The sequence below is a fragment of the Marinomonas sp. 63XJN7_7_ISO-PGPR-S23-202 genome (assembly GCF_056173505.1).
Genome location: NZ_CM149677.1, coordinates 4,882,822 through 4,906,865 on the forward strand (window position 1 = coordinate 4,882,822; position 24,044 = coordinate 4,906,865).

Annotated in this window: 18 protein-coding genes, 2 tRNA genes and 3 rRNA genes; 5 read left to right on the forward strand and 18 right to left on the reverse strand. The window is 47.3% G+C overall.

Translation table 11 applies throughout. From position 1 onward, the window contains the following. Positions 1-57: 57 nt before the first annotated feature. On the reverse strand, positions 58-849 hold the full coding sequence (locus tag AC0VYG_RS22475; protein WP_475430093.1) for a crotonase/enoyl-CoA hydratase family protein: 792 nt from the start codon (positions 847-849) through the stop codon (positions 58-60). 267 nt (positions 850-1,116) lie between these two features. On the opposite strand from AC0VYG_RS22475, the gene AC0VYG_RS22480 reads away from it, so the two are divergent. After that, positions 1,117-1,629, forward strand: coding sequence for a MarR family winged helix-turn-helix transcriptional regulator (locus AC0VYG_RS22480; protein WP_475430095.1), 513 nt, complete (start codon positions 1,117-1,119; stop codon positions 1,627-1,629). Positions 1,630-2,522: 893 nt separating this feature from the next. Here AC0VYG_RS22480 and rrf read toward each other — a convergent pair. The 11 genes from rrf to murJ all read right to left on the reverse strand — a co-directional run bounded on the left by rrf (position 2,523) and on the right by murJ (position 15,648). Further along, positions 2,523-2,637: ribosomal RNA gene (gene rrf / locus AC0VYG_RS22485) — 5S ribosomal RNA — on the reverse strand. A 154-nt stretch (positions 2,638-2,791) separates the two neighbouring features. Beyond that, positions 2,792-5,676, reverse strand: a 23S ribosomal RNA gene (locus tag AC0VYG_RS22490). Positions 5,677-5,987: 311 nt separating this feature from the next. Continuing rightward, a tRNA-Ala gene (locus AC0VYG_RS22495) sits at positions 5,988-6,063 on the reverse strand. 137 nt (positions 6,064-6,200) lie between these two features. Beyond that, positions 6,201-6,277: transfer RNA gene (locus AC0VYG_RS22500), tRNA-Ile, on the reverse strand. A 73-nt stretch (positions 6,278-6,350) separates the two neighbouring features. Further along, positions 6,351-7,887 (reverse strand): 16S ribosomal RNA (locus tag AC0VYG_RS22505). Together the 16S, 23S and 5S rRNA genes with 2 tRNA genes alongside form the textbook arrangement of a ribosomal RNA operon. Before the next feature lie 380 nt (positions 7,888-8,267). Further along, the gene (ispH, locus tag AC0VYG_RS22510) at positions 8,268-9,218 is read right to left on the reverse strand and encodes a 4-hydroxy-3-methylbut-2-enyl diphosphate reductase (protein ID WP_475430096.1); all 951 of its coding nucleotides are present in this window, start codon (positions 9,216-9,218) and stop codon (positions 8,268-8,270) included. Continuing rightward, a complete protein-coding gene (locus tag AC0VYG_RS22515; RefSeq protein WP_475430097.1) occupies positions 9,215-9,646 on the reverse strand; it encodes an FKBP-type peptidyl-prolyl cis-trans isomerase in 432 nt (143 codons plus the stop codon). Before AC0VYG_RS22515 ends, ispH begins: the two co-directional genes overlap by 4 nt. Then, on the reverse strand, positions 9,643-10,149 hold the full coding sequence (lspA, locus tag AC0VYG_RS22520) for a signal peptidase II (RefSeq protein ID WP_475430098.1): 507 nt from the start codon (positions 10,147-10,149) through the stop codon (positions 9,643-9,645). The genes AC0VYG_RS22515 and lspA overlap by 4 nt, the downstream gene beginning before the upstream one ends. Continuing rightward, positions 10,149-12,971, reverse strand: a complete 2,823-nt coding sequence (ileS, locus tag AC0VYG_RS22525) for an isoleucine--tRNA ligase (protein WP_475430099.1) — start codon at positions 12,969-12,971, stop codon at positions 10,149-10,151. Before ileS ends, lspA begins: the two co-directional genes overlap by 1 nt. A gap of 32 nt (positions 12,972-13,003) precedes the next feature. Next, complete coding sequence (gene ribF, locus AC0VYG_RS22530; RefSeq protein WP_475430100.1) at positions 13,004-13,933, reverse strand: bifunctional riboflavin kinase/FAD synthetase; 930 nt, start codon at positions 13,931-13,933, stop codon at positions 13,004-13,006. Between the two features lie 131 nt (positions 13,934-14,064). Then, positions 14,065-15,648, reverse strand: a complete 1,584-nt coding sequence (gene murJ / locus AC0VYG_RS22535; RefSeq protein WP_475430101.1) for a murein biosynthesis integral membrane protein MurJ — start codon at positions 15,646-15,648, stop codon at positions 14,065-14,067. A gap of 228 nt (positions 15,649-15,876) precedes the next feature. Here murJ and rpsT point away from each other — a divergent pair, with 228 nt between their 5' ends. Further along, a complete protein-coding gene (gene rpsT / locus AC0VYG_RS22540; RefSeq protein WP_199478026.1) occupies positions 15,877-16,140 on the forward strand; it encodes a 30S ribosomal protein S20 in 264 nt (87 codons plus the stop codon). A gap of 73 nt (positions 16,141-16,213) precedes the next feature. Here rpsT and AC0VYG_RS22545 read toward each other — a convergent pair whose 3' ends face one another. From AC0VYG_RS22545 to rplU, 5 genes are all read right to left on the reverse strand, one after another. Beyond that, the gene (locus tag AC0VYG_RS22545; protein WP_475430102.1) at positions 16,214-16,576 is read right to left on the reverse strand and encodes a diacylglycerol kinase; all 363 of its coding nucleotides are present in this window, start codon (positions 16,574-16,576) and stop codon (positions 16,214-16,216) included. Between the two features lie 27 nt (positions 16,577-16,603). Further along, the gene (gene proB, locus AC0VYG_RS22550) at positions 16,604-17,728 is read right to left on the reverse strand and encodes a glutamate 5-kinase (protein ID WP_475430103.1); all 1,125 of its coding nucleotides are present in this window, start codon (positions 17,726-17,728) and stop codon (positions 16,604-16,606) included. 35 nt (positions 17,729-17,763) lie between these two features. Continuing rightward, a complete protein-coding gene (gene cgtA, locus AC0VYG_RS22555; protein WP_475430104.1) occupies positions 17,764-18,951 on the reverse strand; it encodes an Obg family GTPase CgtA in 1,188 nt (395 codons plus the stop codon). A gap of 107 nt (positions 18,952-19,058) precedes the next feature. Continuing rightward, positions 19,059-19,316, reverse strand: a complete 258-nt coding sequence (rpmA, locus tag AC0VYG_RS22560) for a 50S ribosomal protein L27 (RefSeq protein WP_012071897.1) — start codon at positions 19,314-19,316, stop codon at positions 19,059-19,061. Positions 19,317-19,351: 35 nt separating this feature from the next. Further along, complete coding sequence (gene rplU / locus AC0VYG_RS22565; RefSeq protein ID WP_067020013.1) at positions 19,352-19,660, reverse strand: 50S ribosomal protein L21; 309 nt, start codon at positions 19,658-19,660, stop codon at positions 19,352-19,354. A gap of 281 nt (positions 19,661-19,941) precedes the next feature. Between rplU and ispB the strand changes: the two genes are divergently transcribed. Next, on the forward strand, positions 19,942-20,922 hold the full coding sequence (gene ispB, locus AC0VYG_RS22570) for an octaprenyl diphosphate synthase (protein ID WP_475430105.1): 981 nt from the start codon (positions 19,942-19,944) through the stop codon (positions 20,920-20,922). 86 nt (positions 20,923-21,008) lie between these two features. On the opposite strand, the gene AC0VYG_RS22575 is transcribed toward ispB, so the two are convergent. Continuing rightward, positions 21,009-21,926, reverse strand: a complete 918-nt coding sequence (locus AC0VYG_RS22575) for an alpha/beta fold hydrolase (protein ID WP_475430106.1) — start codon at positions 21,924-21,926, stop codon at positions 21,009-21,011. Positions 21,927-22,225: 299 nt separating this feature from the next. On the opposite strand from AC0VYG_RS22575, the gene fabA reads away from it, so the two are divergent. Then, a complete protein-coding gene (fabA, locus tag AC0VYG_RS22580) occupies positions 22,226-22,741 on the forward strand; it encodes a bifunctional 3-hydroxydecanoyl-ACP dehydratase/trans-2-decenoyl-ACP isomerase (RefSeq protein WP_475430107.1) in 516 nt (171 codons plus the stop codon). 26 nt (positions 22,742-22,767) lie between these two features. Next, positions 22,768-23,979 carry a beta-ketoacyl-ACP synthase I gene (fabB, locus tag AC0VYG_RS22585; RefSeq protein ID WP_475430108.1) on the forward strand — a complete coding sequence of 404 codons (1,212 nt, stop codon included), beginning with the start codon at positions 22,768-22,770 and terminating at the stop codon, positions 23,977-23,979. The last annotated feature ends 65 nt before the right edge of the window (positions 23,980-24,044 follow it).

Here is a 24,044-nt window from a genome sequence, read left to right on the forward strand (position 1 = left end):
CCTCTTATTTTTATAATTAAAGTGTCTTTGCTAGAAGTAAAATTAACGGGGCTATCATTAATCAGGCGTGATTTTATTCGCCCGTTTTTGTAAGAATGCGTTTACTCTATCTTTCGCTTCTGGTGCATCTTGCGTAATGGCGGCCATTAAAGATTCAGTCATCAAGCCATGGGACATGGGCTGTTCCGCAATCAAAGGTAATGCTTTAAGAATGGCGAAATTAGACATGGGTAAGTTACTGGCAACTTTCTCCGCTAACTCCCTAGCTTTACGCATCCCTTCACCTTTCTTCACAACGTAATGAGCAAGGCCTATTTGATGGGCTTCTGTTGCATCAACAACGTGGCCTGTTAGCATCATTTCAGCAACACGAGAAAAGCCAATCAGCTTCGCAATCCGAACCGAGCCTCCACCGCCTAAGAAAATCCCCCGCTGTCCTTCTGGCAAGCCGAAATAGGCATCACTTTCAGCAATGCGGACGTGAAGGGCCGAGGCTAATTCTAGACCACCGCCAACCACCGCCCCTTGCATAACCACAATCACAGGGACTCGACCAAACTGTATTTTGCCAAAGGCCTCATACCACAACATAGAACCTTCAATATTTTCAGAAGAGGAAGACTCCTTCAGTTCTGACAGGTCCAACCCCGCACTGAAATGCTCTCCAGCACCGGAAAGAATCACGGCTCTCACGCTCTTAGGTAAGGACGAGAATACATCCATTAATTCCTCAACCATCACCATACTCAGCGCATTACGCTTTTCAGGTCGATTTAACGTCACCATGGCAATGGCACCTTCAATAGAGAGCGTCACAAGTGGCGCACTACTAGTATCAAGCTCTTTCATTATTTTTATCTCCTCAATACGAATCAGCACGTGCAACTGATACCGATGTTAACCCACACCAATACATTCATTAGTGTTAGTAGAAAAACCTATTGTAAACCTAATATAATGTTAACCTAGTTAACATATTGTCATGATATTATGCAAACATCAAGCGGTCATAAAAAGCTTGGGCAACGACGTCACATCCCGTCTAATAGACAGACACCAGGGCTCGGCTTTGGTATATGCTTCGGCATTAAAATGAAAACAAAGGACAAACTAGGAATGAGATCAGGCAAAAAAACGCCGAAAGATGGCCTATACAGCAATGAGATGAAAATAGATCCTCTGGACCTAGTATCTAAAGCGCTGGGATACTCAATAAAGCGCGCACAAGTACACGCATACGAACTTTTCTTTGAATTTCTTGGTGACAATGCCATCTCACCTGCTCGGATGACCGCATTATCGATAATTGGCACCCACCCAGGAATCACCCAATCCGCTTTGGCCAAAAAGCTTGGCATCAGCCGAGCCGGTATTGTCAAAGTCGTCGATTGGCTGGAATCACTCAATTTAGTAGAGCGTCGTAGCAAACAAGGTGATCGGCGCAGCAACCTACTCTACCTAACGGACTCAGGACAAGATGAACTAAGCTGGTTAGCCGAACAGTCAAAAGAGTATGAAAAAATACTCGCTTCAAAACTCACGGACGAAGAACGCGACCAACTTATTAGCCTACTGGAAAAAGTCACCCTGTCACGGTGCGACAAGCAAGCCACTCGTAAAACGCCCTAATAAGACCTCATTCAAGTAACAGAGAGGGCTGATTATCGGTTTTTCAGAGAGATAAAACTGCCTGTTTCGCGGACTCATTCAGCCCGCGAAACAGGTGGGGGATTGAGTGGTGAGTATTTAGCGTTTCTCAAGAGTAACTTTCATAATAAAACTTCGAATACTTTTAGCCCCTCTTAGATTTAGAGGCTTGAAACTACTTTTAATAAGACGTTTAGAGGTTCTATGACCGATTATTCACGTAGTGTATAAAACGCCTCGTTAAGTGATGAACAACGCGACCACCTAACCTAAGACATTGTGCCGTAAACACTAAAACTGATTCAAACAGAATTGTGAATCCACCTTAAACGATTTGTTATAAGCGTGGTTTGAGCATATGCACGAACTGTTCATCTTGCCTTGTTGACACTGGACTCCGTTTTCATCTCATAACCGATAACGGAGTCCATCCCATGACCAATCTCGACAAATCGAGCCATCGGCTGTGATTTATAACAATAACCATGGATTTTAGTCACCTTGGTGTTTGATTCGCGCCGACGCGTTGAGCCTGCGAAACAGGCGCAAGCGAATGCAATGCCAAGGTGGCAATCTGCAAAGCCATAGATTAGTAATGACGATAACTGGGAGCGGCGTGAGACGATGCCCTAATGGATCTGCGTCTAATTTTTAGGGAGGTTGACTCCCCTTTTTACTTTTTTGGATTTTCTGCAGACGAAAAAAGCCCTGACAGCATAGCAGCTATCAGGGCTCTCTATTTAAAATCTTGATAACGACCTACTCTCACATGCTTGTCTGTTATAGAGAGCCCCACACAACTATCGGCGATGGTGATTCTCCATAACGAAAAAACCCCACCCTGCTTAGCAGGACAGGGTTTCTCTTAATTAAAATCTTGATAACGACCTACTCTCACATGGGATCTCCCACACTACCATCGGCGATGGCACTTTTCACTTCTGAGTTCGGGATGGGATCAGGTGGTTCAATGCCTCTATGATCATCAAGAAAACTGGTTTGCGTTTGTTATGGTGGCTTTGTGTTTTCCTCTCCATAACTCGCAAATTCGTTTACTTGTCTCTTTTAACAATTCATTTTGAAATAGCGATAATCAAGGTCAAACCAGTGTCTATCGTACTATGTAAAACCACTTTGGTGTTATATGGTCAAGCCTCACGAGCAATTAGTATTGGTTAGCTCAATGCCTCACAGCACTTACACACCCAACCTATCAACGTCCTCGTCTCGAACGGCTCTTTAGGGAACTTATGTTCCAGTGAGATCTTATCTTAAGGGAGGCTTCCCGCTTAGATGCTTTCAGCGGTTATCCCGTCCGAACATAGCTACCCGGCAATGCCACTGGCGTGACAACCGGAACACCAGAGGTTCGTCCACTCCGGTCCTCTCGTACTAGGAGCAGCTCCTCTCAAATCTCAAACGTCCACGGCAGATAGGGACCGAACTGTCTCACGACGTTCTAAACCCAGCTCGCGTACCACTTTAAATGGCGAACAGCCATACCCTTGGGACCGGCTTCAGCCCCAGGATGTGATGAGCCGACATCGAGGTGCCAAACACCGCCGTCGATGTGAACTCTTGGGCGGTATCAGCCTGTTATCCCCGGAGTACCTTTTATCCGTTGAGCGATGGCCCTTCCATTCAGAACCACCGGATCACTAAGACCTACTTTCGTACCTGCTCGACGTGTCTGTCTCGCAGTTAAGCGTGCTTTTGCCTTTACACTCTATGCATGATTTCCGACCATGCTGAGCACACCTTCGTGCTCCTCCGTTACTCTTTGGGAGGAGACCGCCCCAGTCAAACTACCCACCACACAGTGTCCTCGATCCGGATTACGGACCTGAGTTAGAACCTCAAACATACCAGGGTGGTATTTCAAGATTGGCTCCAATAGAACTGGCGTCCTATCTTCAAAGCCTCCCACCTATCCTACACAAGTAGGTTCAAAGTTCACTGTGAAGCTATAGTAAAGGTTCACGGGGTCTTTCCGTCTAGCCGCGGATACACAGCATCTTCACTGCGATTTCAATTTCACTGAGTCTCGGGTGGAGACAGTGCCGCCATCATTACGCCATTCGTGCAGGTCGGAACTTACCCGACAAGGAATTTCGCTACCTTAGGACCGTTATAGTTACGGCCGCCGTTTACTTGGGCTTCGATCAAGAGCTTCGCTTACGCTAACCCCATCAATTAACCTTCAAGCACCGGGCAGGCGTCACACCCTATACGTCCACTTTCGTGTTTGCAGAGTGCTGTGTTTTTAATAAACAGTTGCAGCGGCCTGGTATCTTCGACCGACTAGTGCTTACGGAGCAAGTCCTTCACACCGGCCGGCGTACCTTCTCCCGAAGTTACGGTACCATTTTGCCTAGTTCCTTCACCCGAGTTCTCTCAAGCGCCTTGGTATTCTCTACCTGACCACCTGTGTCGGTTTGGGGTACGGTTCATGTATATCTGAAGCTTAGAAGTTTTTCCTGGAAGCATGGCATCAACCACTTCACCCAAAAGAGGGCTCGTCATCAATTCTCGGTCTTAAGAGGAACCGGATTTGCCTAATTCCTCAACCTACTACCTTAAACACGGACAACCATCGCCGTGCTGGCCTAGCCTTCTCCGTCTCTCCATCGCAATATACATAAGTACAGGAATATTAACCTGTTTCCCATCGACTACGCATTTCTGCCTCGCCTTAGGGGCCGACTCACCCTGCCCTGATTAACATGGGACAGGAAACCTTGGTCTTCCGGCGGGGAAGTTTTTCACTCCCCTTATCGTTACTCATGTCAACATTCGCACTTCTGATACCTCCAGCCTGCCTTACAGCTTGACCTTCAACGGCTTACAGAACGCTCCTCTACCGCTCATCCTAAGATGAACCCGTAGCTTCGGTGTACAGTTTGAGCCCCGTTATATCTTCCGCGCAGGCCGACTCGACTAGTGAGCTATTACGCTTTCTTTAAAGGATGGCTGCTTCTAAGCCAACCTCCTAGCTGTCTAAGCCTTCCCACATCGTTTCCCACTTAACTGTAACTTTGGGACCTTAGCTGACGGTCTGGGTTGTTTCCCTTTTCACGACGGACGTTAGCACCCGCCGTGTGTCTCCCGCGCTAACACTCACTGGTATTCGGAGTTTGCATGGGGTTGGTAAGTCGGGATGACCCCCTAGCCCAAACAGTGCTCTACCCCCAGTGGCAATACGCGAGGCGCTACCTAAATAGCTTTCGAGGAGAACCAGCTATCTCCGAGCTTGATTAGCCTTTCACTCCTATCCACAAGTCATCCCCGGACTTTTCAACGTACGTGGGTTCGGTCCTCCAGTTAGTGTTACCCAACCTTCAACCTGCTCATGGATAGATCGCCCGGTTTCGGGTCTATTCCCAGCAACTAAACGCCCTATTAAGACTCGGTTTCCCTACGCCTACCCTATGCGGTTAAGCTTGCTACTGAAAATAAGTCGTTGACCCATTATACAAAAGGTACGCAGTCACGGAACAAGTCCGCTCCCACTGCTTGTACGTACACGGTTTCAGGATCTATTTCACTCCCCTCACAGGGGTTCTTTTCGCCTTTCCCTCACGGTACTGGTTCACTATCGGTCAGTCAGGAGTATTTAGCCTTGGAGGATGGTCCCCCCATCTTCAGACAGAATAACACGTGTTCCGTCCTACTCGTTTTCATGTCTAAGGCGTTTTCGTATACGGGGCTATCACCCTTTACAGCGATCCTTTCCAGAATCTTCTACTAACACCAAAGCCACTTAAGGGCTAATCCCCTTTCGCTCGCCGCTACTCAGGGAATCTCAATTGATTTCTTTTCCTAAGGGTACTTAGATGTTTCAGTTCCCCTCGTTCGCCTCGTATGACTATGTATTCATCATACGATACCCGCAAGCGGGTGGGTTTCCCCATTCGGACATCTCGGGATCACAGTTTGTTTATCAACTCCCCCGAGCTTTTCGCAGATTACCACGTCCTTCATCGCCTCTGACTGCCAAGGCATCCACCGTGCACGCTTGGTCACTTGACCATATAACCCAAAGTAGTTTCCTACTCAGATCACATACCAAAGAGCTTTTGTCCCTCTCTGGATTTACGATATTAGATCGTCACCCCCTCATCAGAAGGAAATAAGATGAGAAAAGTGCAATCCACCGGTTTGACGCTTGATTATCGTCTATTTCAAAATTCGAATTGTTAAAGAGCAAGTTTAGTGCAAAGCACTAAGTCAGAGACTAGGAATCCTCAGTCGATACCGATTAGAAAATAATTTCCCTTCTCGATTAACTGTCCAAGCATCTTGCTTAAGGCTTTGTTTGTCGTATTGTATGATCACCGATATGGTGGAGCTATGCGGGATCGAACCGCAGACCTCCTGCGTGCAAAGCAGGCGCTCTCCCAGCTGAGCTATAGCCCCATATCGTGTGCTGATCTCAGTTTTAAAAGACTTAAAACTTATTATTAACCTTACCAAGGTTGTCTTAGAACGCGGCATGATGTTGCGACGCATAGCTCACTATGCGAGTGACATCATAACAAAGTTATAAGAAAACTTGGTGGGTCTGGGCCGATTTGAACGGCCGACCTCACCCTTATCAGGGGTGCGCTCTAACCAACTGAGCTACAGACCCGGTCCAGACTACGACACTCTAAACTACAGATATCAGATAATTTGTGTGAACGCTCACCAAGCCTTCTATCGTTTAAGGAGGTGATCCAGCCCCAGGTTCCCCTAGGGCTACCTTGTTACGACTTCACCCCAGTCATTGACCACTCCGTGGTAAACGTCCCCCCTAAGGTTAGACTATCTACTTCTGGAGCAATCAACTCCCATGGTGTGACGGGCGGTGTGTACAAGGCCCGGGAACGTATTCACCGTGACATTCTGATTCACGATTACTAGCGATTCCGACTTCATGGAGTCGAGTTGCAGACTCCAATCCGGACTACGACGTACTTTTTGGGATTCGCTTACTCTCGCAAGTTCGCTGCCCTCTGTATACGCCATTGTAGCACGTGTGTAGCCCTACTCGTAAGGGCCATGATGACTTGACGTCGTCCCCACCTTCCTCCGGTTTGTCACCGGCAGTCTCCTTAAAGTTCTCGGCATTACCCGCTAGCAAGTAAGGATAAGGGTTGCGCTCGTTACGGGACTTAACCCAACATTTCACAACACGAGCTGACGACAGCCATGCAGCACCTGTCTCACAGTTCCCGAAGGCACAAACACATCTCTGCGTTCTTCTGTGGATGTCAAGAGTAGGTAAGGTTCTTCGCGTTGCTTCGAATTAAACCACATGCTCCACCGCTTGTGCGGGCCCCCGTCAATTCATTTGAGTTTTAACCTTGCGGCCGTACTCCCCAGGCGGTCTACTTATCGCGTTAACTGCGCCACTAAGTCATTACAACCCAACGGCTAGTAGACATCGTTTACGGCGTGGACTACCAGGGTATCTAATCCTGTTTGCTCCCCACGCTTTCGCACCTCAGTGTCAGTATCAGTCCAGGATGTCGCCTTCGCCACTGATGTTCCTTCCTATATCTACGCATTTCACCGCTACACAGGAAATTCCACATCCCTCTACCGTACTCTAGCCTGCCAGTATCCGGTGCCATTCCAAGGTTGAGCCCTGGGGTTTCACATCAGACTTAACAAACCACCTACGCGCGCTTTACGCCCAGTAATTCCGATTAACGCTCGCACCCTCTGTATTACCGCGGCTGCTGGCACAGAGTTAGCCGGTGCTTCTTCTGGAGCTAACGTCAAAATACTTGGCTATTAACCAAGCACCCTTCCTCACTCCTGAAAGTGCTTTACAACCCTAAGGCCTTCTTCACACACGCGGCATGGCTGGATCAGGGTTCCCCCCATTGTCCAATATTCCCCACTGCTGCCTCCCGTAGGAGTCTGGGCCGTGTCTCAGTCCCAGTGTGGCTGGTCATCCTCTCAGACCAGCTAGAGATCGTCGCCTTGGTAGGCCTTTACCCCACCAACTAGCTAATCTCACGCAGGCTCATCTAATAGCGGAAGGTCCGAAGATCCCCTCCTTTCCCCCTAAAGGATTATGCGGTATTAGCATGCGTTTCCACATGTTGTCCCCCTCTACTAGGCAGATTCCTACGCGTTACTCACCCGTCCGCCGCTCGTCAGCAGGAGCAAGCTCCCCTGTTACCGCTCGACTTGCATGTGTTAAGCCTGCCGCCAGCGTTCAATCTGAGCCATGATCAAACTCTTCAGTTTAAAAAGCTTGCTCACTCAAATTCTTACACTAACAATAACTTAATCGATTCATCATCTAAGACAACAAATCAACATAAAGCGAATTGACGTGTTTGACTCTCGTAAGACTTCAATTTTTTTGATCGATCAGTGTCTCACTCAGTAAACTAAGCAAAACCCTGTCGATCTTCTGAAGGTCTCAGCGAGCGCCCACACAAATTATCTGATTATCTATTTTAAAGAGCGTTGCTAACGTTTTTCGAACCTCGTCTTCACTTAGTGTGAAGCGCTGTCCGTGTCAGCGAGGGCGTATATTAAGGATTCACAGATTTTCTGCAACCCTTTTTTGAGGTTTATTCAAATTAATTTTAAAAAAATCTTTCTGAAGGAAATTGTTGAATTTACAACTCAACGATTCTTAGTTCTTTAGGCATAGAGAAAGACACGTTCTCTTCTTGGCCTTTTAACTCTTGAGGCGCTTCGCCACCCTCTTTCACTAAACGCTCAATCACTTGATTAACCAGCACTTCTGGTGCAGATGCGCCAGCCGTCACTCCAACGCTTTCTATGTTGACCAACCAGCGTGCATCGATTTCATCCGCATTATCAATAAGGTGAGCCGTTGCACCCATCCGTTCTGCCAGCTCTCGCAACCGATTTGAGTTAGAGCTGTTCACAGAACCAACCACTAACACTAACTTCGACGCTGCCGCTAACGTTTTCACAGCATCTTGACGATTTTGCGTGGCGTAGCAGATATCGTCTTTCTTTGGCCCTTTAATTTTAGGGAAATATTGGCGAAGAGCATCGATCACCACAGATGTATCATCCATCGATAATGTAGTCTGGGTTACAAATGCAATTTTTTCAGGGTTGTTTACCTTCAAAGAAGCCACATCCTCCGCACTTTCCACTAAATAAATTGCCCCACCATTACGGTTATCGTATTGCCCCATGGTGCCTTCTACTTCAGGGTGTCCATCATGACCAATCAAGATGCACTCTACACCGTCTCGAGAGTAACGTAAGACTTCCAAGTGCACTTTTGTTACCAAAGGACAGGTTGCATCAAACACTTTTAGCCCACGACGCGACGCTTCATCACGCACCGCTTTAGACACCCCATGAGCACTAAAGATAACAATATTGTCATCCGGTACTTGGTCCAATTCATCAACAAAAACCGCACCACGAGCTTTTAATGATTCGACAACAAATTTGTTGTGCACCACCTCATGACGCACGTAAATTGGCGCTTCGAATAGATCCAAGCAGCGGTTGACGATTTCAATTGCACGATCTACCCCTGCACAGAAACCGCGCGGGTTTGCTAATTGAATAGCAAAACTCATGATGCCTCCTCTACCGCAACAACACGCACCCGATAGGTTAAAGAGCGGCCCGCTAGTGGGTGATTAAAATCAACCATGACATCAGACTCGCCGATTTCTGCGATAACACCAGGAAGTTCATTGTTCGCAGCGTCCGCAAAGGACACGACCATGCCCTCCTCTAAGTCCATTGAGAACTGAGAGCGTGGAATACGCTGGATATTGTTTTCATTGTGCGCACCAAACGCTTTTTCCGGTGACATCACAAATGACGCTTCATCACCTGCTTTCATGCCGATTAGTACTTCTTCAAACGCGGGCAGCAAGTTGCCATCCCCAAACACAAATTGAGCGGGGGTTTGATCAAAATTGGAATCTACAATCTGACCATCTTCCAAAGATAACTCAAAATGTAAGGTCACTCGGCTGTCTGCCGTCACTAAACTCATTCTTTTTCACCTTTCTTCGGCTTAACAAATAGGCCTTCTAATAGCATCAAGATAACACCTATTGTGATCGCACTATCAGCCACATTAAAGGCAGGAAAATACCAAGATTGCTGCCAATGAACTTGTATAAAATCGATCACGTGGCCATAAGCAAGGCGATCATGTAAATTGCCAAGAGCACCGCCCATAATCAGACTTAATGCAGCCGCCTCCCAAGGATTTTTACGGCCTATTCGAACTAAACGCCAGCTAATCCCCACTACCACGGCTATCGCAATCAAGGAGAACAACCAACGTTGCCACCCTCCCGCCTGAGCCAAAAAACTAAAGGCCGCGCCAGTGTTGTAGCGTAATGTTAGATCAAGCACGGGCAACAAATGGATTTCCTGTCCATAAAACAAATTTGCCACAACCGCTTGTTTGGTGACCCAATCCAAGATCACTACTGCAATTGCCAGCGCCCACCAGCGCTGGGCTTGTTGCCACACATATCGAAATGTCATTAAGCGTAAAGGCGCTGTTCACCTTCCCCATCAGGTAAGTTAGAGATACAACGATCGCACAATTCAGGGTGCGCTTCTCGTTTACCCACTTCTTCACGGTGATGCCAACAACGTACACACTTCGCATACTTGCTGAGCTCTACATGCACTTTAAGACCCGCAAGATCGGTTTCAACCGCACCCTCACCCGCTTGATCAAGTGGCAGGACCTTCACATCAGACGCAATCAACACAAAGCGCAGCTCATCACCTAAACGATTCAATGTTGTTTGCAATGAGTCATCACAATACAAGGTAATTTCCGCACTTAAGCTGGCTTTCATTTTGCCTTCATTACGTGCTGCTTCAAGCACCCTGTTGGTCGCCACTTTCACTTCAAGAACCTGTTTCCAAAACTCACGGCCAAGCACTTCGTCGCCCGCCAGCTCTTCAAGCCCTTCGTACCAGGTTTCTAGGAACACAGACTCGCTGCGCTCACCTGGAAGCGCTAACCAAATCTCATCCGCTGTGTAGCTCAAGATAGGAGAGATCCAACGAGTAAAGGCTTCCATCACATGATACAAAGCCGTTTGTGCCGAACGGCGCGCTAAGCTGTCTTCTTGTGTGGTGTATTGACGATCCTTGATCACATCCAAGTAGAAACCACCTAAATCCACCGAACAGAAATTCTGGATTTTTTGGTTAACGGTATGAAATTGGTACTCGCCGTAGGCCACATCCAAGTCTTTTTGCAATTGCGCAGCACGGTCAACTATCCAACGATCTAAGGCGATCATCTCGCTTGAAGGCACCATGTCTTTTGCTGGATCAAAGCCATTCAAGTTCGCCAGCATAAAGCGCGCCGTATTACGGATACGACGATAAGAATCCGCCACACGCTTTAGAATTTCATCAGACACGGTCATTTCGCCCGTGTAATCGGTTGCCGCCACCCATAGACGGATGATATCCGCCCCTAAAGTCCCCATCACTTTCTGTGGAGAAACCACGTTACCGAGTGATTTAGACATCTTGCGACCATCACCATCGACGGTGAAACCGTGAGTTAGTACGCCTTTGTATGGTGGCACACCACGAATTGCGATAGAGGTTTTCAAAGAAGATTGGAACCAACCACGATGTTGATCAGAGCCTTCTAGATACAAATCCGCAGGGAAGCTCAACTCTTCACGCTGATCGATTACCGAGTAATGGGTAACCCCCGAATCGAACCAAACGTCTAGCGTATCCGTTACTTTGCTGTATTGCTCTGCATCGTCCCCTAGAAGCTCTGCTGCATCCAAATCAAACCAAGCGTCGATGCCAGCTTTCTCAATACGCTGTGCCACTTCTTCAATCAAGCGCGGCGTTTCTGGATGAAGCTCTTGTGTTTCTTTGTTAATAAATAAAGCAATTGGCACGCCCCAGGTACGCTGACGGGACACACACCAATCTGGACTGTTATTCAACATACCTTCCATGCGGTTTTGTCCCCATGAAGGCGTCCACTTCACGCTTTTCACAGCTTCTTTGGCAGAATCCAATAGACCTTTTTCATCCATGCTGATAAACCATTGTGGCGTCGCACGGAAGATCAACGGTGTTTTAGTACGCCAGCAGTGTGGATAACTGTGGAAGATTTTTGACTGAAACACCAAAGCGTTATTACGGTTTAGTGCTTCCAACACAGCATCGTCTACTTTGTAAACGTGCATGCCCGCGAATTCGCCTGCCGCTTCTGAGTAAACACCATTATCTTGAACAAGGTTGATGGTGCCTAAGCCATTTTCACGACCCACGTTAAAGTCATCTACCCCGTGGTCCGGTGCGGTATGTACACAACCCGTACCGGCTTCCGTCGTGACGTGCTCACCTAAGATAACCGGGATGTCACGCTCAATAAACGGATGATCCAACAACGTGCCATTAAGGTCAGCACCCACAGCGCGTCCTACAATGCGGAAGTCCGACACACCATAACGCGCCATCACACTTTCAACCATGTCTTCCGCTAGGATCAGACGCTCTTTGCCCGCCCCCATGTCCACTTCAACCAGTGCGTAATGAAATTCTGGGTGAATCGAGACCGCTTGGCTAGCAGGCAAAGTCCAAGGAGTAGTCGTCCAGATAACAACAGAAACCTTACCTTCTCCTTCCACACCGGAGAATTTTGCCAACAACTCGGCTTCATCTTTTGGTGCATAACGCACGTCCAAAGACAAAGAGGTTTTATCTTGGTATTCCACTTCCGCTTCCGCCAAAGCAGAGCCACCCACCACACTCCAGTAAACGGGCTTAAAGCCTTTTACTAAGTGGCCATTTTCAGCAATTTTACCTAATGCTCGAACAATATTCGCTTCGGTTACAAAGTTCATGGTCAGATAAGGATTGTCCCAATCTCCCATCACGCCAAGACGGATAAAGTCTTTTTTCTGTTCTTCAATTTGTGAGTAGGCGTATTCACGGCATTTCGCACGGAAATCTTTGTACGACACTTTATCGCCCGCTTTGCCAATCAGCTGCTCAACTTTGTGCTCGATTGGCAAACCATGGCAGTCCCAGCCAGGGATGTACGGTGCATCAAAGCCGCTGACGGTTTTCGATTTAACAATAATATCTTTGAGGATTTTGTTAACCGCGTGACCAATATGAATACTACCGTTCGCGTATGGAGGGCCATCGTGAAGAATAAAAGACTTACGACCTTTACTCACTTTACGTACTTTGTTGTATAGATCCATATCCTGCCAACGCTTTAGCATTGCAGGTTCACGTTTTGCCAAATCTCCACGCATTGGAAAATCCGTGTTTGGCAAATTCAGTGTCGGTTTATAATCACTCATGGTTTATCGATTCATCCTCAAAGATCATCTTTTCACTGATTAGCAAAAAAGCGTTGTGCTTCTTCTTTATCACATTGAATTTGTTGTTCCAGCTCACTTAGGCCGGCCATTTTTCGCTCTGCCCTGATAAAACGGCAGAAAGTAACCTGTACATATTGATCGTACAGATCACCATTAAAGTTGAACAAATGCACTTCTAAAATAGGCGTTTTCCCGTTCACCGTAGGTCGCATACCTATATTGGCAACCCCATCATGGCGCACACCCTCCGCTTCTAACGTGACAGCATAAACACCTGATAACGCAGACATAGTGCCTTTCAAATGCACATTGGCTGTGGGGAACCCAATAGTACGACCCAGCTTTTGCCCGTGGATCACTCGACCGCTTAGCATCACAGGGTGTCCCATATTTTCTTGGGCCGCGTCAATATCGCCTCGCTCTAACGCTTGGCGTACTAACGTACTACTGACTCGCTCACCCAATGTATTGAGCACTGATGGCGTATTTTCAACATCAAAATCGTGGGTTTCGCCAAATTGACGCAAATATTCAAAGTCCCCTTGGCGATCACAGCCAAAGCGGAAATCATCCCCCACCACCAAATGACGAACAGACAAGCCATCCAATAAGATACTCTGGCAAAAAGTATGGGCGTCAAGCTGCTGAAGTTTAGGATTGAATGGCAAGCACAGGACATAATCGATGCCCTGCCCTTTGAGTAATTCCACCTTATCCCGCAAACGGCTAATACGCCCAGGCGAGGTTTTCGGTGCAAAGTACTCTCGCGGCTGAGGTTCAAATATCATAATCCCCGCAGGTACATGATAATGAGCCGCCAACGCTTTTACTCGGTTCAAGATAGCACGGTGCCCCAAATGAACGCCGTCGAAATTCCCAATCGTTAGCACACCTGCTCGATGCTTTTCTCGGATATTATGAATACCCCGTATTAACTCCATAGTGCCTCGTTCAAGACCATTCCACCCAGCGCTGAAAAAAATAACCAAGATTATATAGCAGTTCACTAGATGACGGTAGGCCAGAACTTACACAAACGCGCTTTCAGCTGGCCATATCACAAGCAATGAACTTACCCGTGCTTTAACATTGATAGACGCAGGCCCGCCAGGATGGCGACTCCCACATACACACATACCCCAACAACAACGATCAGCAAAGTATCACCAATACGCTGCAAACTGCTCATCTGAGTCCATACCCAACCCTGTTGAAGGAACACATATAAACACACACCCAATGCCGATGTTGCAAGCACCAGAATACGTAACAAGCGCTTCCACTGATCAGAAAACACATGATGTCCTCGTTTACGCAGGCCACGCCATAATAAAAGGGCATTAATACCTGCCGATAAACTGGTCGCCAGCGCCAAGCCAACATGCCCTAGCGGCCAGACAAAAATCAGATTCAGTACCATATTTGACACCATAGCAATAATACCAATACGCACTGGTGTCTTTGTATCTTGCCTTGCATAGTAACCTGGAGCCAATACTTTAATCAGCATCATAAAGACCAAACCAAGGGAATAAGCTTGCAAACTTTCAGACGATTTCACCACATCATGAACCGTCAACGCACCGCGATAAAAGATGGTCGCAATCAAAGGTTCTGCCAGCATAAAGAGCGCTAAAGAGGAAGGTACGGCAATCAGCAATAATATACGCAAGCCCCAGTCTAGAGTCGTCGAAAAACTGTCTGCTTTTTGGCTAGCAAAACTCCGCGACAATGACGGCAAAATCACCGTACTAATCGCAATCGCAAAAACCCCCAGTGGCAATTCATACAAACGATCCGACAAATACAACCAAGTAATACTGCCTGTTTGCAGAAACGACGCTAGCACAGTGTCTAATAACAGGTTAATTTGACTAACCGACACACCAAATAACGCTGGACCAATCAGTATCAAGATGCGCTTAACCCCCGGATGGCGAAAATTCAAACTCGGCATGGGTAAGAGCTTAAGCCGAGCTAGGAACGGCATCTGGAAGGCTAGCTGCACCAGCCCCGCAAAAAACACCCCCCACGCCACATAAATTTCAGACTGAGCCGCGTCACGCGCAAATACCAAGGTGGCAATCAACAAAGTAATGTTGAGAAAAATCGGCGTGATCGCAGGGACCGCATACTCACCATGCGCATTGAGCACGCCACCAGCCAGGGCGGTTAACGAAATAAACATCAGATAAGGAAACGTAATGGTCAGCAACTGAGATGCCAAGCGCGACTGCTCGCCATCAGAAGCAAAGCCTGGAGCAAACACATAAATAACCCAAGGCGCGCAGAGCATAAACAACGCCGTCATGACCAATAGCACCAAGGCTAATGACCCCGATACAGCAGAAATTAGCGCACGCACTTCCTCTTTACTGGTATTAACCCGATAATCACTCAGAACTGGCACGAAGGCTTGTGCAAAGGCGCCTTCTGCAAAAAGTCGACGGAAAAAGTTAGGGATTTTAAAGGCCACATAGAACGCATCCGCGCCAGCACTGGCTCCTAATACGTACGCTAATGCAGAATCACGAGCCAACCCTAGAATACGCGACAAAAAAGTACAGAGGGAAACTAAGACACCAGAACGTAATAAAGAACTCTTTTGTACTATTTCTTTTGATTCTTTTTTAGACACCACATTTTCTTCAGACATTATAATTTTACTAACCATACCAAGCAATTGGAGCAAGAATACCACCAGATTGACAGACAAGGCAGGAAAATAAGCCACTAGATTTGGTGATTATTTGTATAATGGGGTTGTGACACGCCAAAAAACTGGTAAAATCCGCCGCGAGATTCTCAAGTCAAACTTGACATTAATTTCACGACGCAGCACAGTGCTGTGCCGTTTCCTAATATAATTGAAAGGAGCCAGACTGTGGCAAATTCCGCCGGTTCAAAAAAACGTGCGCGCCAGGCGATCAAACGTCGCGCTCATAATGGTAGCCTGCGCTCTATGGTTCGTACCTACTTGAAAAAAGTAGATGCAGCTATCGAAGCAGGTAATCAAGCTGATGCACAAGCAGCTTATACTCTAGCCACTTCTAAGCTAGACAAAGCAGCTGGTAAAGGCCTATATCACAAAAACAAAGCAGCTCGTCATAAGAGCCGCTTGAGTGCTAAAATTAAAGCACTGGCCTAATCCCCATAAAAAAACCGGCTTTTGCCGGTTTTTTTATGCATTTCTCTGTCGTACTGACACTTGCCGCACTGCTCTACGAGAAAATAACCAACCCCCATACAACGGCCGCCAAGACTAAAGACAGCATGACTGCCGCTGAGCCCAGATCTTTCGCCCGCCCAGACAACTCATGCTGCTCATCACTAATACGATCCACAACCGCTTCCACACTGGAATTAATCGTTTCAACGATCAGCACCATTCCAGCAGAAAAAACTAGCAACGCTTTTTCCATGCCGCCATCGCCCAACCAGAGTGCCAATGGCAAGGCCACTAAAAATAAGCAGGTTTCTTGACGAAAAGCCGCTTCATGTTTCCACTGCGCTCTTAGCCCCTGGTAAGAATAGCGCGTCGCACTAATAACGCGCGCCAAACCAGACTGCCCCGGTTTTGCCATGCCACTCTCCTAGTTCATTACATTGCGTTAAATAATGACTAAATCATCACGGTTAATCAGCTCCGGTTCACTCTCGTAACCCAGCACGCTCAAAATATCGGAGGAAGGACGACCAAGCAACTTTAAGGTTTCTGCCACGGTATAATTGATCAAACCACGCGCCACCAAAGCACCCTGCTCATCCAAACACAGCACCATATCGCCACGAGAAAAAGACCCTTGCGCGTCTTTCACCCCGACAGCCAACAAACTGGTACTACCTTTGCGTAATGCTTTAACCGCGCCATCATCCAGCACCAGTGTCCCACGACTTTTTAACTGCCCAGCCAACCACTGTTTACGGGCCGCTAACCGTCCATGTTCAGGCTGTAACCAGGTTCCCACATGCTCACCGGAAGCCAGCCGCAGTATAACACTCTCCTCACGACCTGAAGCAATCAAAGTATCCGCCCCAGAACGCGCAGCTAAACGCGCCGCACGCACTTTCGTCAACATACCACCACTGCCCAGCAAACCGGCGCCGCCGCTGGCCATCGACTCTAAACGCTCATCAGTCGCCGAAACACGGGGGATCAAGGTAGCATCCTTATGGTCACGTGGGTTTTTATCAAATAACCCCTGCTGATCCGTCAAGATGATCATCGCATCAGCTTCCACCAAGTTCGCGACTAGGGCACCTAAAGTATCGTTGTCACCAAATCGAATTTCGTCGGTTACAACCGTATCGTTTTCGTTAACTATGGGTACAACACCAAGGCTTAATAAAGTACGCAATGAAGATCGAGCGTTTAAATAACGACGACGGTTAGATAGATCGTCATGGGTGAGCAAAATTTGCGCCGTACAAAGGCCATGCTTCTCAAAATGACTCTCATACACCCCCACCAGCTCCATCTGACCAACTGCGGCAGCAGCTTGTAACTCGTTCACCTGGGTCGGTCGAGAAGAAAAACCAAGGCGTTTCATACCAGCAGCAATCGAGCCAGACGACACCAACACCACTTCTTTGCCCTGCTTGCGTAATTGAGCAATTTGTTCAACCCATAAGCCAATGCGCTCAACATCCAAACCCTGACCGTCATTCGTTAACAAAGCACTACCGATTTTTACCACCAGCCGACGCGCTTTCGCAATTTTTTCTCGCCTTTCCATACTACCGCTTACCCACCCACAAAATTAGCCAATGCTTAAACGTACTCTACTTCGACATCATAATCGTCATCATCAAAATCATCGTCATCCAGCATTTTGCCTTCTAAACGACGCTTCTCGCGCAGTGCCATAATACGCTGACGACCCTCCTCATCAATCAAGGCACGCATCGCTTTCTCTTTCTCGCGAGCCTCTGGATCTTCGGCCAACAACTCACGCTGCGCCTCAAGCGCCGTCATCAAGTCTAGGCATAACACTTCTGTCCCCTCCCCAGAAATTGCAGAGACGCGGTACGTTTTACCCTGCCAGCCCAATGCGTCGATGACACTCTGGCAGCGCTCGTCTAATTCGTCTTCTGGCACCATATCGGTTTTGTTCAGAACCAACCAACGGTCACGTTCCGCCAAAGCAGGGCTAAACTGCTGCAATTCATTCACCGCAATGAGTGCCGCTTCTGCTGGCGTAATATCATCCCATGGGGCCAAATCAACAACATGAAGCAAAATGCGATTACGCACCAAATGTTTCAAGAAACGAATACCCAGACCCGCCCCTTCCGATGCACCTTCAATGATGCCTGGAATATCGGCCACAACGAAGCTCTGGTGTTTTTTCACTTTCACCACACCCAAGTTTGGCACCAGCGTCGTAAAGGGGTAATCCGCCACTTTTGGCTTGGCCGACGAGACAGCACGGATAAAAGTCGATTTACCCGCATTAGGCAATCCAAGTAACCCAACATCTGCCAACACTTTCATTTCCAGCTTTAGGGTTCGCTCTTCTCCGACCGTCCCTTTCGTCGTTTGGCGAGGAGCACGGTTGGTACTGGATTTGAAGCGCGTGTTACCTAAACCATGGTGACCACCTTGAGCCACCTTTAATCGCTGACCATCGCGTACGAGATCCCCTAAGGTCTCGCCCGTATCCTCATCAATCACCGTCGTACCGATTGGCACCTTAACCTCAAGGTCCGCACCTTTTGAGCCAGTCATGTCTCGCCCTTGGCCGCCCTCGCCGCTTTCAGCGATGTATTTTTTCGTATAGCGAAAATCGATCAGCGTATTTAAAGCTTCATCAGCAACCAAATACACACTGCCGCCATTGCCGCCATCACCGCCATCGGGACCGCCTTTGGCAACAAATTTTTCCCGCCAAAAGCTCAAACAACCATTACCGCCTTTACCCGCTCTTACATAGATACTGGCTTCATCAACGAATTTCACAGATTCACCTCTTCGGTGGATTATCAGAATCAACAGACCCTGATTATAAGATTTTTCCAAAAAAAAAGCCCCGCGTCGCGGAGCTCTTTTTAAGTTTTTAGCAGTAATTAAGCCGCTACGACAGAAACCGTACGACGCTTAAGTTTACCTTTCACTTCAAACTTTACTTGACCTTCAACAACAGCGAACAAGGTGTGATCTTTACCGATCTGAACACCAACACCTGGGTGGAATTGAGTTCCACGCTGACGAACAAGAATGTTACCTGGGATCACTACTTGACCACCAAAACGTTTGACACCTAATCGTTTCGACTCGGAATCGCGACCGTTACGAGTACTACCACCCGCCTTTTTATGAGCCATGACTTACTCCTTAAATGTATTTTAGTTAGCGCTTATTAGTTAATCGCAGTGACTTTCACTTCTGTGAACCACTGACGATGCCCCATACGCTTCATAGAATGCTTACGACGACGGAATTTCAAAATTTTCACTTTGTCTCCGCGACCATGAGTAACTACTTCTGCTGTTACTTTAGCGCCTTCTACAACTGGAGCGCCAACTTTAACGTCGTCGCCATTGCTAACAAGAAGTACGTCGTTAAATTCAACCACGCCACCTTCTTCTACTGCAAGTTTTTCAACCTTAAGGGTTTGGCCTTCTTGCACACGGTATTGCTTACCGCCAGTTTTGATTACTGCAAACATGTTCTTCTCCAATGAGATTTACCCGGCTACTGAATTGGATTTGACCTACTTCTAGTGGCACCAAATTCTTGTCGATCACGACAAAAACCCACTTACCATATGATAGGGAGCAAAATGTGGGCAAATCGGACGCGAGATTGTACAAAATCAAACCAGCTAATACAAGCAAAAAGCACAGTGTTTATGTATTTTTCATCTTTTGGGTTGACCCTGACACAAGGCTTACCTAGCATGGGTCAAACTTGCTTTACAGCTTAGCAATCTTTAGCTTCGGAAATCGTATGCAACCCACAAAAATACATGATGTTGTGGCCAACGAGTTTGGCCGAGTAAACGAATACATAGTGTCACAACTAACAAGTGACATTCCTCTCATTGAGCAAATCGGCTACTACATTATCAGCAACGGCGGCAAACGCCTTCGCCCACTAATGGTACTGCTTGCCGCTAAAGCAAGCCTAAATTTAGATGAGGACAAGCTCGATAAAGCCATCAAAATGGCGACTATTATTGAGTTTATCCACACATCAACGCTACTTCATGATGATGTGGTGGATGAATCCGATATGCGTCGCGGCAAAAAAACCGCTAATGAAGAATGGGGCAACGCTCCCAGCGTTCTTGTTGGCGACTTTTTGTACACTCGTGCTTTTCAATTAATGGTGAGCATCCAAAGCATGGATTGCATGGCGATTATGGCGGAAACCACTAACATTATCGCGGAAGGGGAAGTGCAACAGCTGATTAATTGTGGCGACCCAGATACAACTGAAGAAAATTACTTGAAAGTCATCCAATACAAAACGGCAAAGCTATTCGAAGGGGCGGCACTGTGCGGTGCTGTCATCGCAAACAGCAGCGATGACATCAAAACGGCACTCAAAGACTATGGCATGTACGTGGGCACAGCCTTCCAATTAATTGACGACGTTATGGACTACACCAGTACCGCCGAGGAAATGGGTAAAAGCGTAGGTGACGACTTGGCAGAAGGGAAACCGACTCTTCCCTTGATCTACACAATGCAACACGGCAACCCTGATGCCGTCAATCGCGTCCGACACGCCATTGAAACAGGTGGTTTGGAGCAATTAGACACCATCATTAGGGACGTACAGGAGTGTGGTGCCATTGAGTACACGCAACAGCGTGCTCAAGAACAAGCGGATCTTGCCATTGCAGCATTAGCCCCTCTCGTTGACTCAGAGTATAAAGAAGCTCTCATTAATTTGGCCCACGCGTCGGTTAAACGCCGCAACTGATTTCGCGCTGTCTAAAAGCAAAAAGTGTCACGTTAACCAGTGGCTCTTTTTGCTTTTGCTCACCTATGCTGATGCAATATCATGTTCTAAGCTGAACAATCAAAAGAGTCCAACCAACTTTTTACTTGTTGCGCAGCGGCAGCAGGGTCTTCCTGCATAAAACAATGGCCTCCCTTTGCTGTCACCACCTTAATATTTGGGTTCAAGCGAGCCGCCAAATGATGAGCCTCTATGAAAAAATCATAGGACGACTCCCCTTGGATAATATAGGTCGGTACCCTAACTGTACGAATTAGCTGCCATAAGCCTTTCGGGTAAGAGGAAAAAACAGCCGCTTCCATCCAAGTAGGACAACGCAAATGACATTGTCCGTCTTCGTCTTCTTGAACAGAATAGCGAATATAGTCATCGAGGCACCGATCTTGCCACCCTTTAAAGGTCCCTCGCCCCTTAAAACTGGCTTTCACATTAGCCAGACTTTCCCAATGGGTACGACGCCGAGTGGCTTGTCGAACCATAGGTAAGCGTCGTCTAAAGCCTGACATACGCACACCTCGCAGCATCCAGATCACTTTGGGTGGGTACATTGCGGGATCAAGTAGAACAATTCGATCAAATAAGCCCGGCTCTTGAGCACTCATTAGTGCCGTCAAACAACCGCCAAAGCTATGCCCCATACCAATTCGCTCGGTAGCAGGCAATTGAGGCAAGCGCGACTGCAACGACTTTACAAACCGATTAGCGGTTTCATTCCAGCCAACAAACTGCTCTCCCGGTGAGGATTCACCATGACCCGCGGCATCTTGTAAAAGCAGATTATAGTCATTAGCAAAATGCGCTAAAAAATGTCGGTAGGAACCCACCGCAAAACCGTTGCCATGAAGAAAATGCAGCGAGGCTAACGAATTGTTTACTTCAGACTGATAGCCCACCACATAATCGCTCTTATTATTATCAACAATATACTGCCAAGGGGCACAAAGCTTGCCGCCAATTTCTATCATATATCAACTCTAATTCGTTTTTATTGACTACATTATGAGCCTAGGAGGTAAGAAAAAACATCCCTGCCCCATCGAGCCATCGCTTTTTCTTGTATATCGATTCGCAAAAAACACCAAAATTCAGGGCTCAAACCTAAAAAATATGCCTTTCTTAAGTAAGGTTAGTGCTTTTTTTCTATTCAAACATTCATATTAAGCGCTCAAACCGATATAATCCGCTAGATTTTATACTGCTAACTGAACCACATGACTCAGCATAACCCAACGCGTTATTAGCTGGAGGTGGAAATAGGACTATAATGACTAGAGCTTCATCGTTTGAAAAAGACGAACTATTGCAATGTGGCTACGGCGAAATGTTTGGTGAAGGTAATGCCCAACTGCCCGTAGGTAACATGTTGATGATGGATCGCATCACACGTATCTCGGCCGAAGGCGGAGAACACGGCAAAGGCGAAATCATTGCTGAGCTAGATATTAACCCCGACCTTTGGTTTTTCCAATGTCACTTTCCTGGTGACCCGGTCATGCCAGGCTGCCTAGGCTTGGATGCAATGTGGCAAATTGTTGGTTTTTTCCTTGGCTGGAAAGGCAACAAAGGGCGTGGTCGCGCATTGGGCTGTGGTGAAGTTAAGTTCACAGGACAAATTCTCCCAACAGCGAAAAAGGTCACTTTCAATATTCAGTTGAAACGAGTGATTGAGCGTAAATTAGTGATGGGTATTGCTGACGGAAGCGTATCCGTTGATGGGCGAGAAATTTACGTTGCAAAAGACTTGCGCGTTGGTTTGTTCACAACCACTGATAACTTTTAAAGAACAAGGGTAAAGAGGCACATTATATGCGTCGTGTAGTAGTAACAGGTCTTGGCATTGTCAGTTGTCTTGGCAATGACAAAGAGAGCGTTTTAAACTCCTTGCGCGAGGGCCGTTCTGGTATTCGTTTCGCTGAAGATTACAAAGAACATGGCTTTCGCAGCCATGTTTGCGGTCGTATCGATTTAGATAGCGATAGTATTGATCGTAAAGCGCGTCGTTTCATGGGCGATGCGGCGACTTATGCTTATGTTTCTATGCAGCAAGCGATTGCGGACTCAGGCTTAAGCGAAGAGCAAGTGTCTAATGTCCGCACTGGCTTAATTGCAGGATCAGGTGGCGCGTCGGCACAAAACCTAGTGGAATCAGCTGACACGCTACGTGAAAAAGGTGTAAAACGCGTTGGCCCTTACCGTGTCACGCAAACCATGGGAAGTACAGTATCAGCTTGTTTGGCGACACCTTTTAAAATCAAAGGCGTAAACTACTCAATCACCTCCGCTTGCTCAACCAGTGCCCACTGTATTGGTAATGCCATGGAACTGATCCAGCTTGGCAAACAGGATGTAGTGTTTGCAGGCGGTGGCGAAGAAGAGAGTTGGGAACAAACTTGTATGTTTGATGCCATGGGTGCTTTATCGTCTAAATACAATGACACCCCTGAAATCGCGTCTCGTGCCTATGATTCAAACCGTGATGGTTTTGTTATCGCTGGTGGCGGTGGCATCCTTGTTCTTGAAGAACTGGAACATGCGAAAGCGCGTGGTGCAAAGATTTATGCTGAGGTCGTTGGCTACGGTGCAACATCGGATGGTTACGACATGGTTGCGCCGTCTGGCGAAGGGGCGGTTCGTTGTATGCAAATGGCTATGAGCACCATTGATGGCAAGATAGACTACATCAATACTCATGGTACCAGCACACCAGCAGGTGACATGAAAGAGCTACAAGCGGTAAACGAAACCTTTGGTGAGGATATCCCTTCGGTCAGCTCAACCAAATCTTTATCTGGTCATTCCCTCGGTGCAGCAGGCGTTCATGAAGCCATCTATTGCTTGTTAATGATGGAAAACAAATTCATTACAGCCTCAGCTAACATTGATGAACTTGACCCAGCAGCAGGACACATCCCTGTTGTGACCACACGTCAAGACAATGTGGATTTGAACCTTATTATGTCCAACAGCTTCGGCTTTGGTGGCACAAACGCCAGTTTGGTCTTCAAAAAATATCCGTAATGACGGCATCTCGCTAGGCTTATACAAAAAAGCCGCAACTCTTACTCTTATTTAAGAAGTAAGAC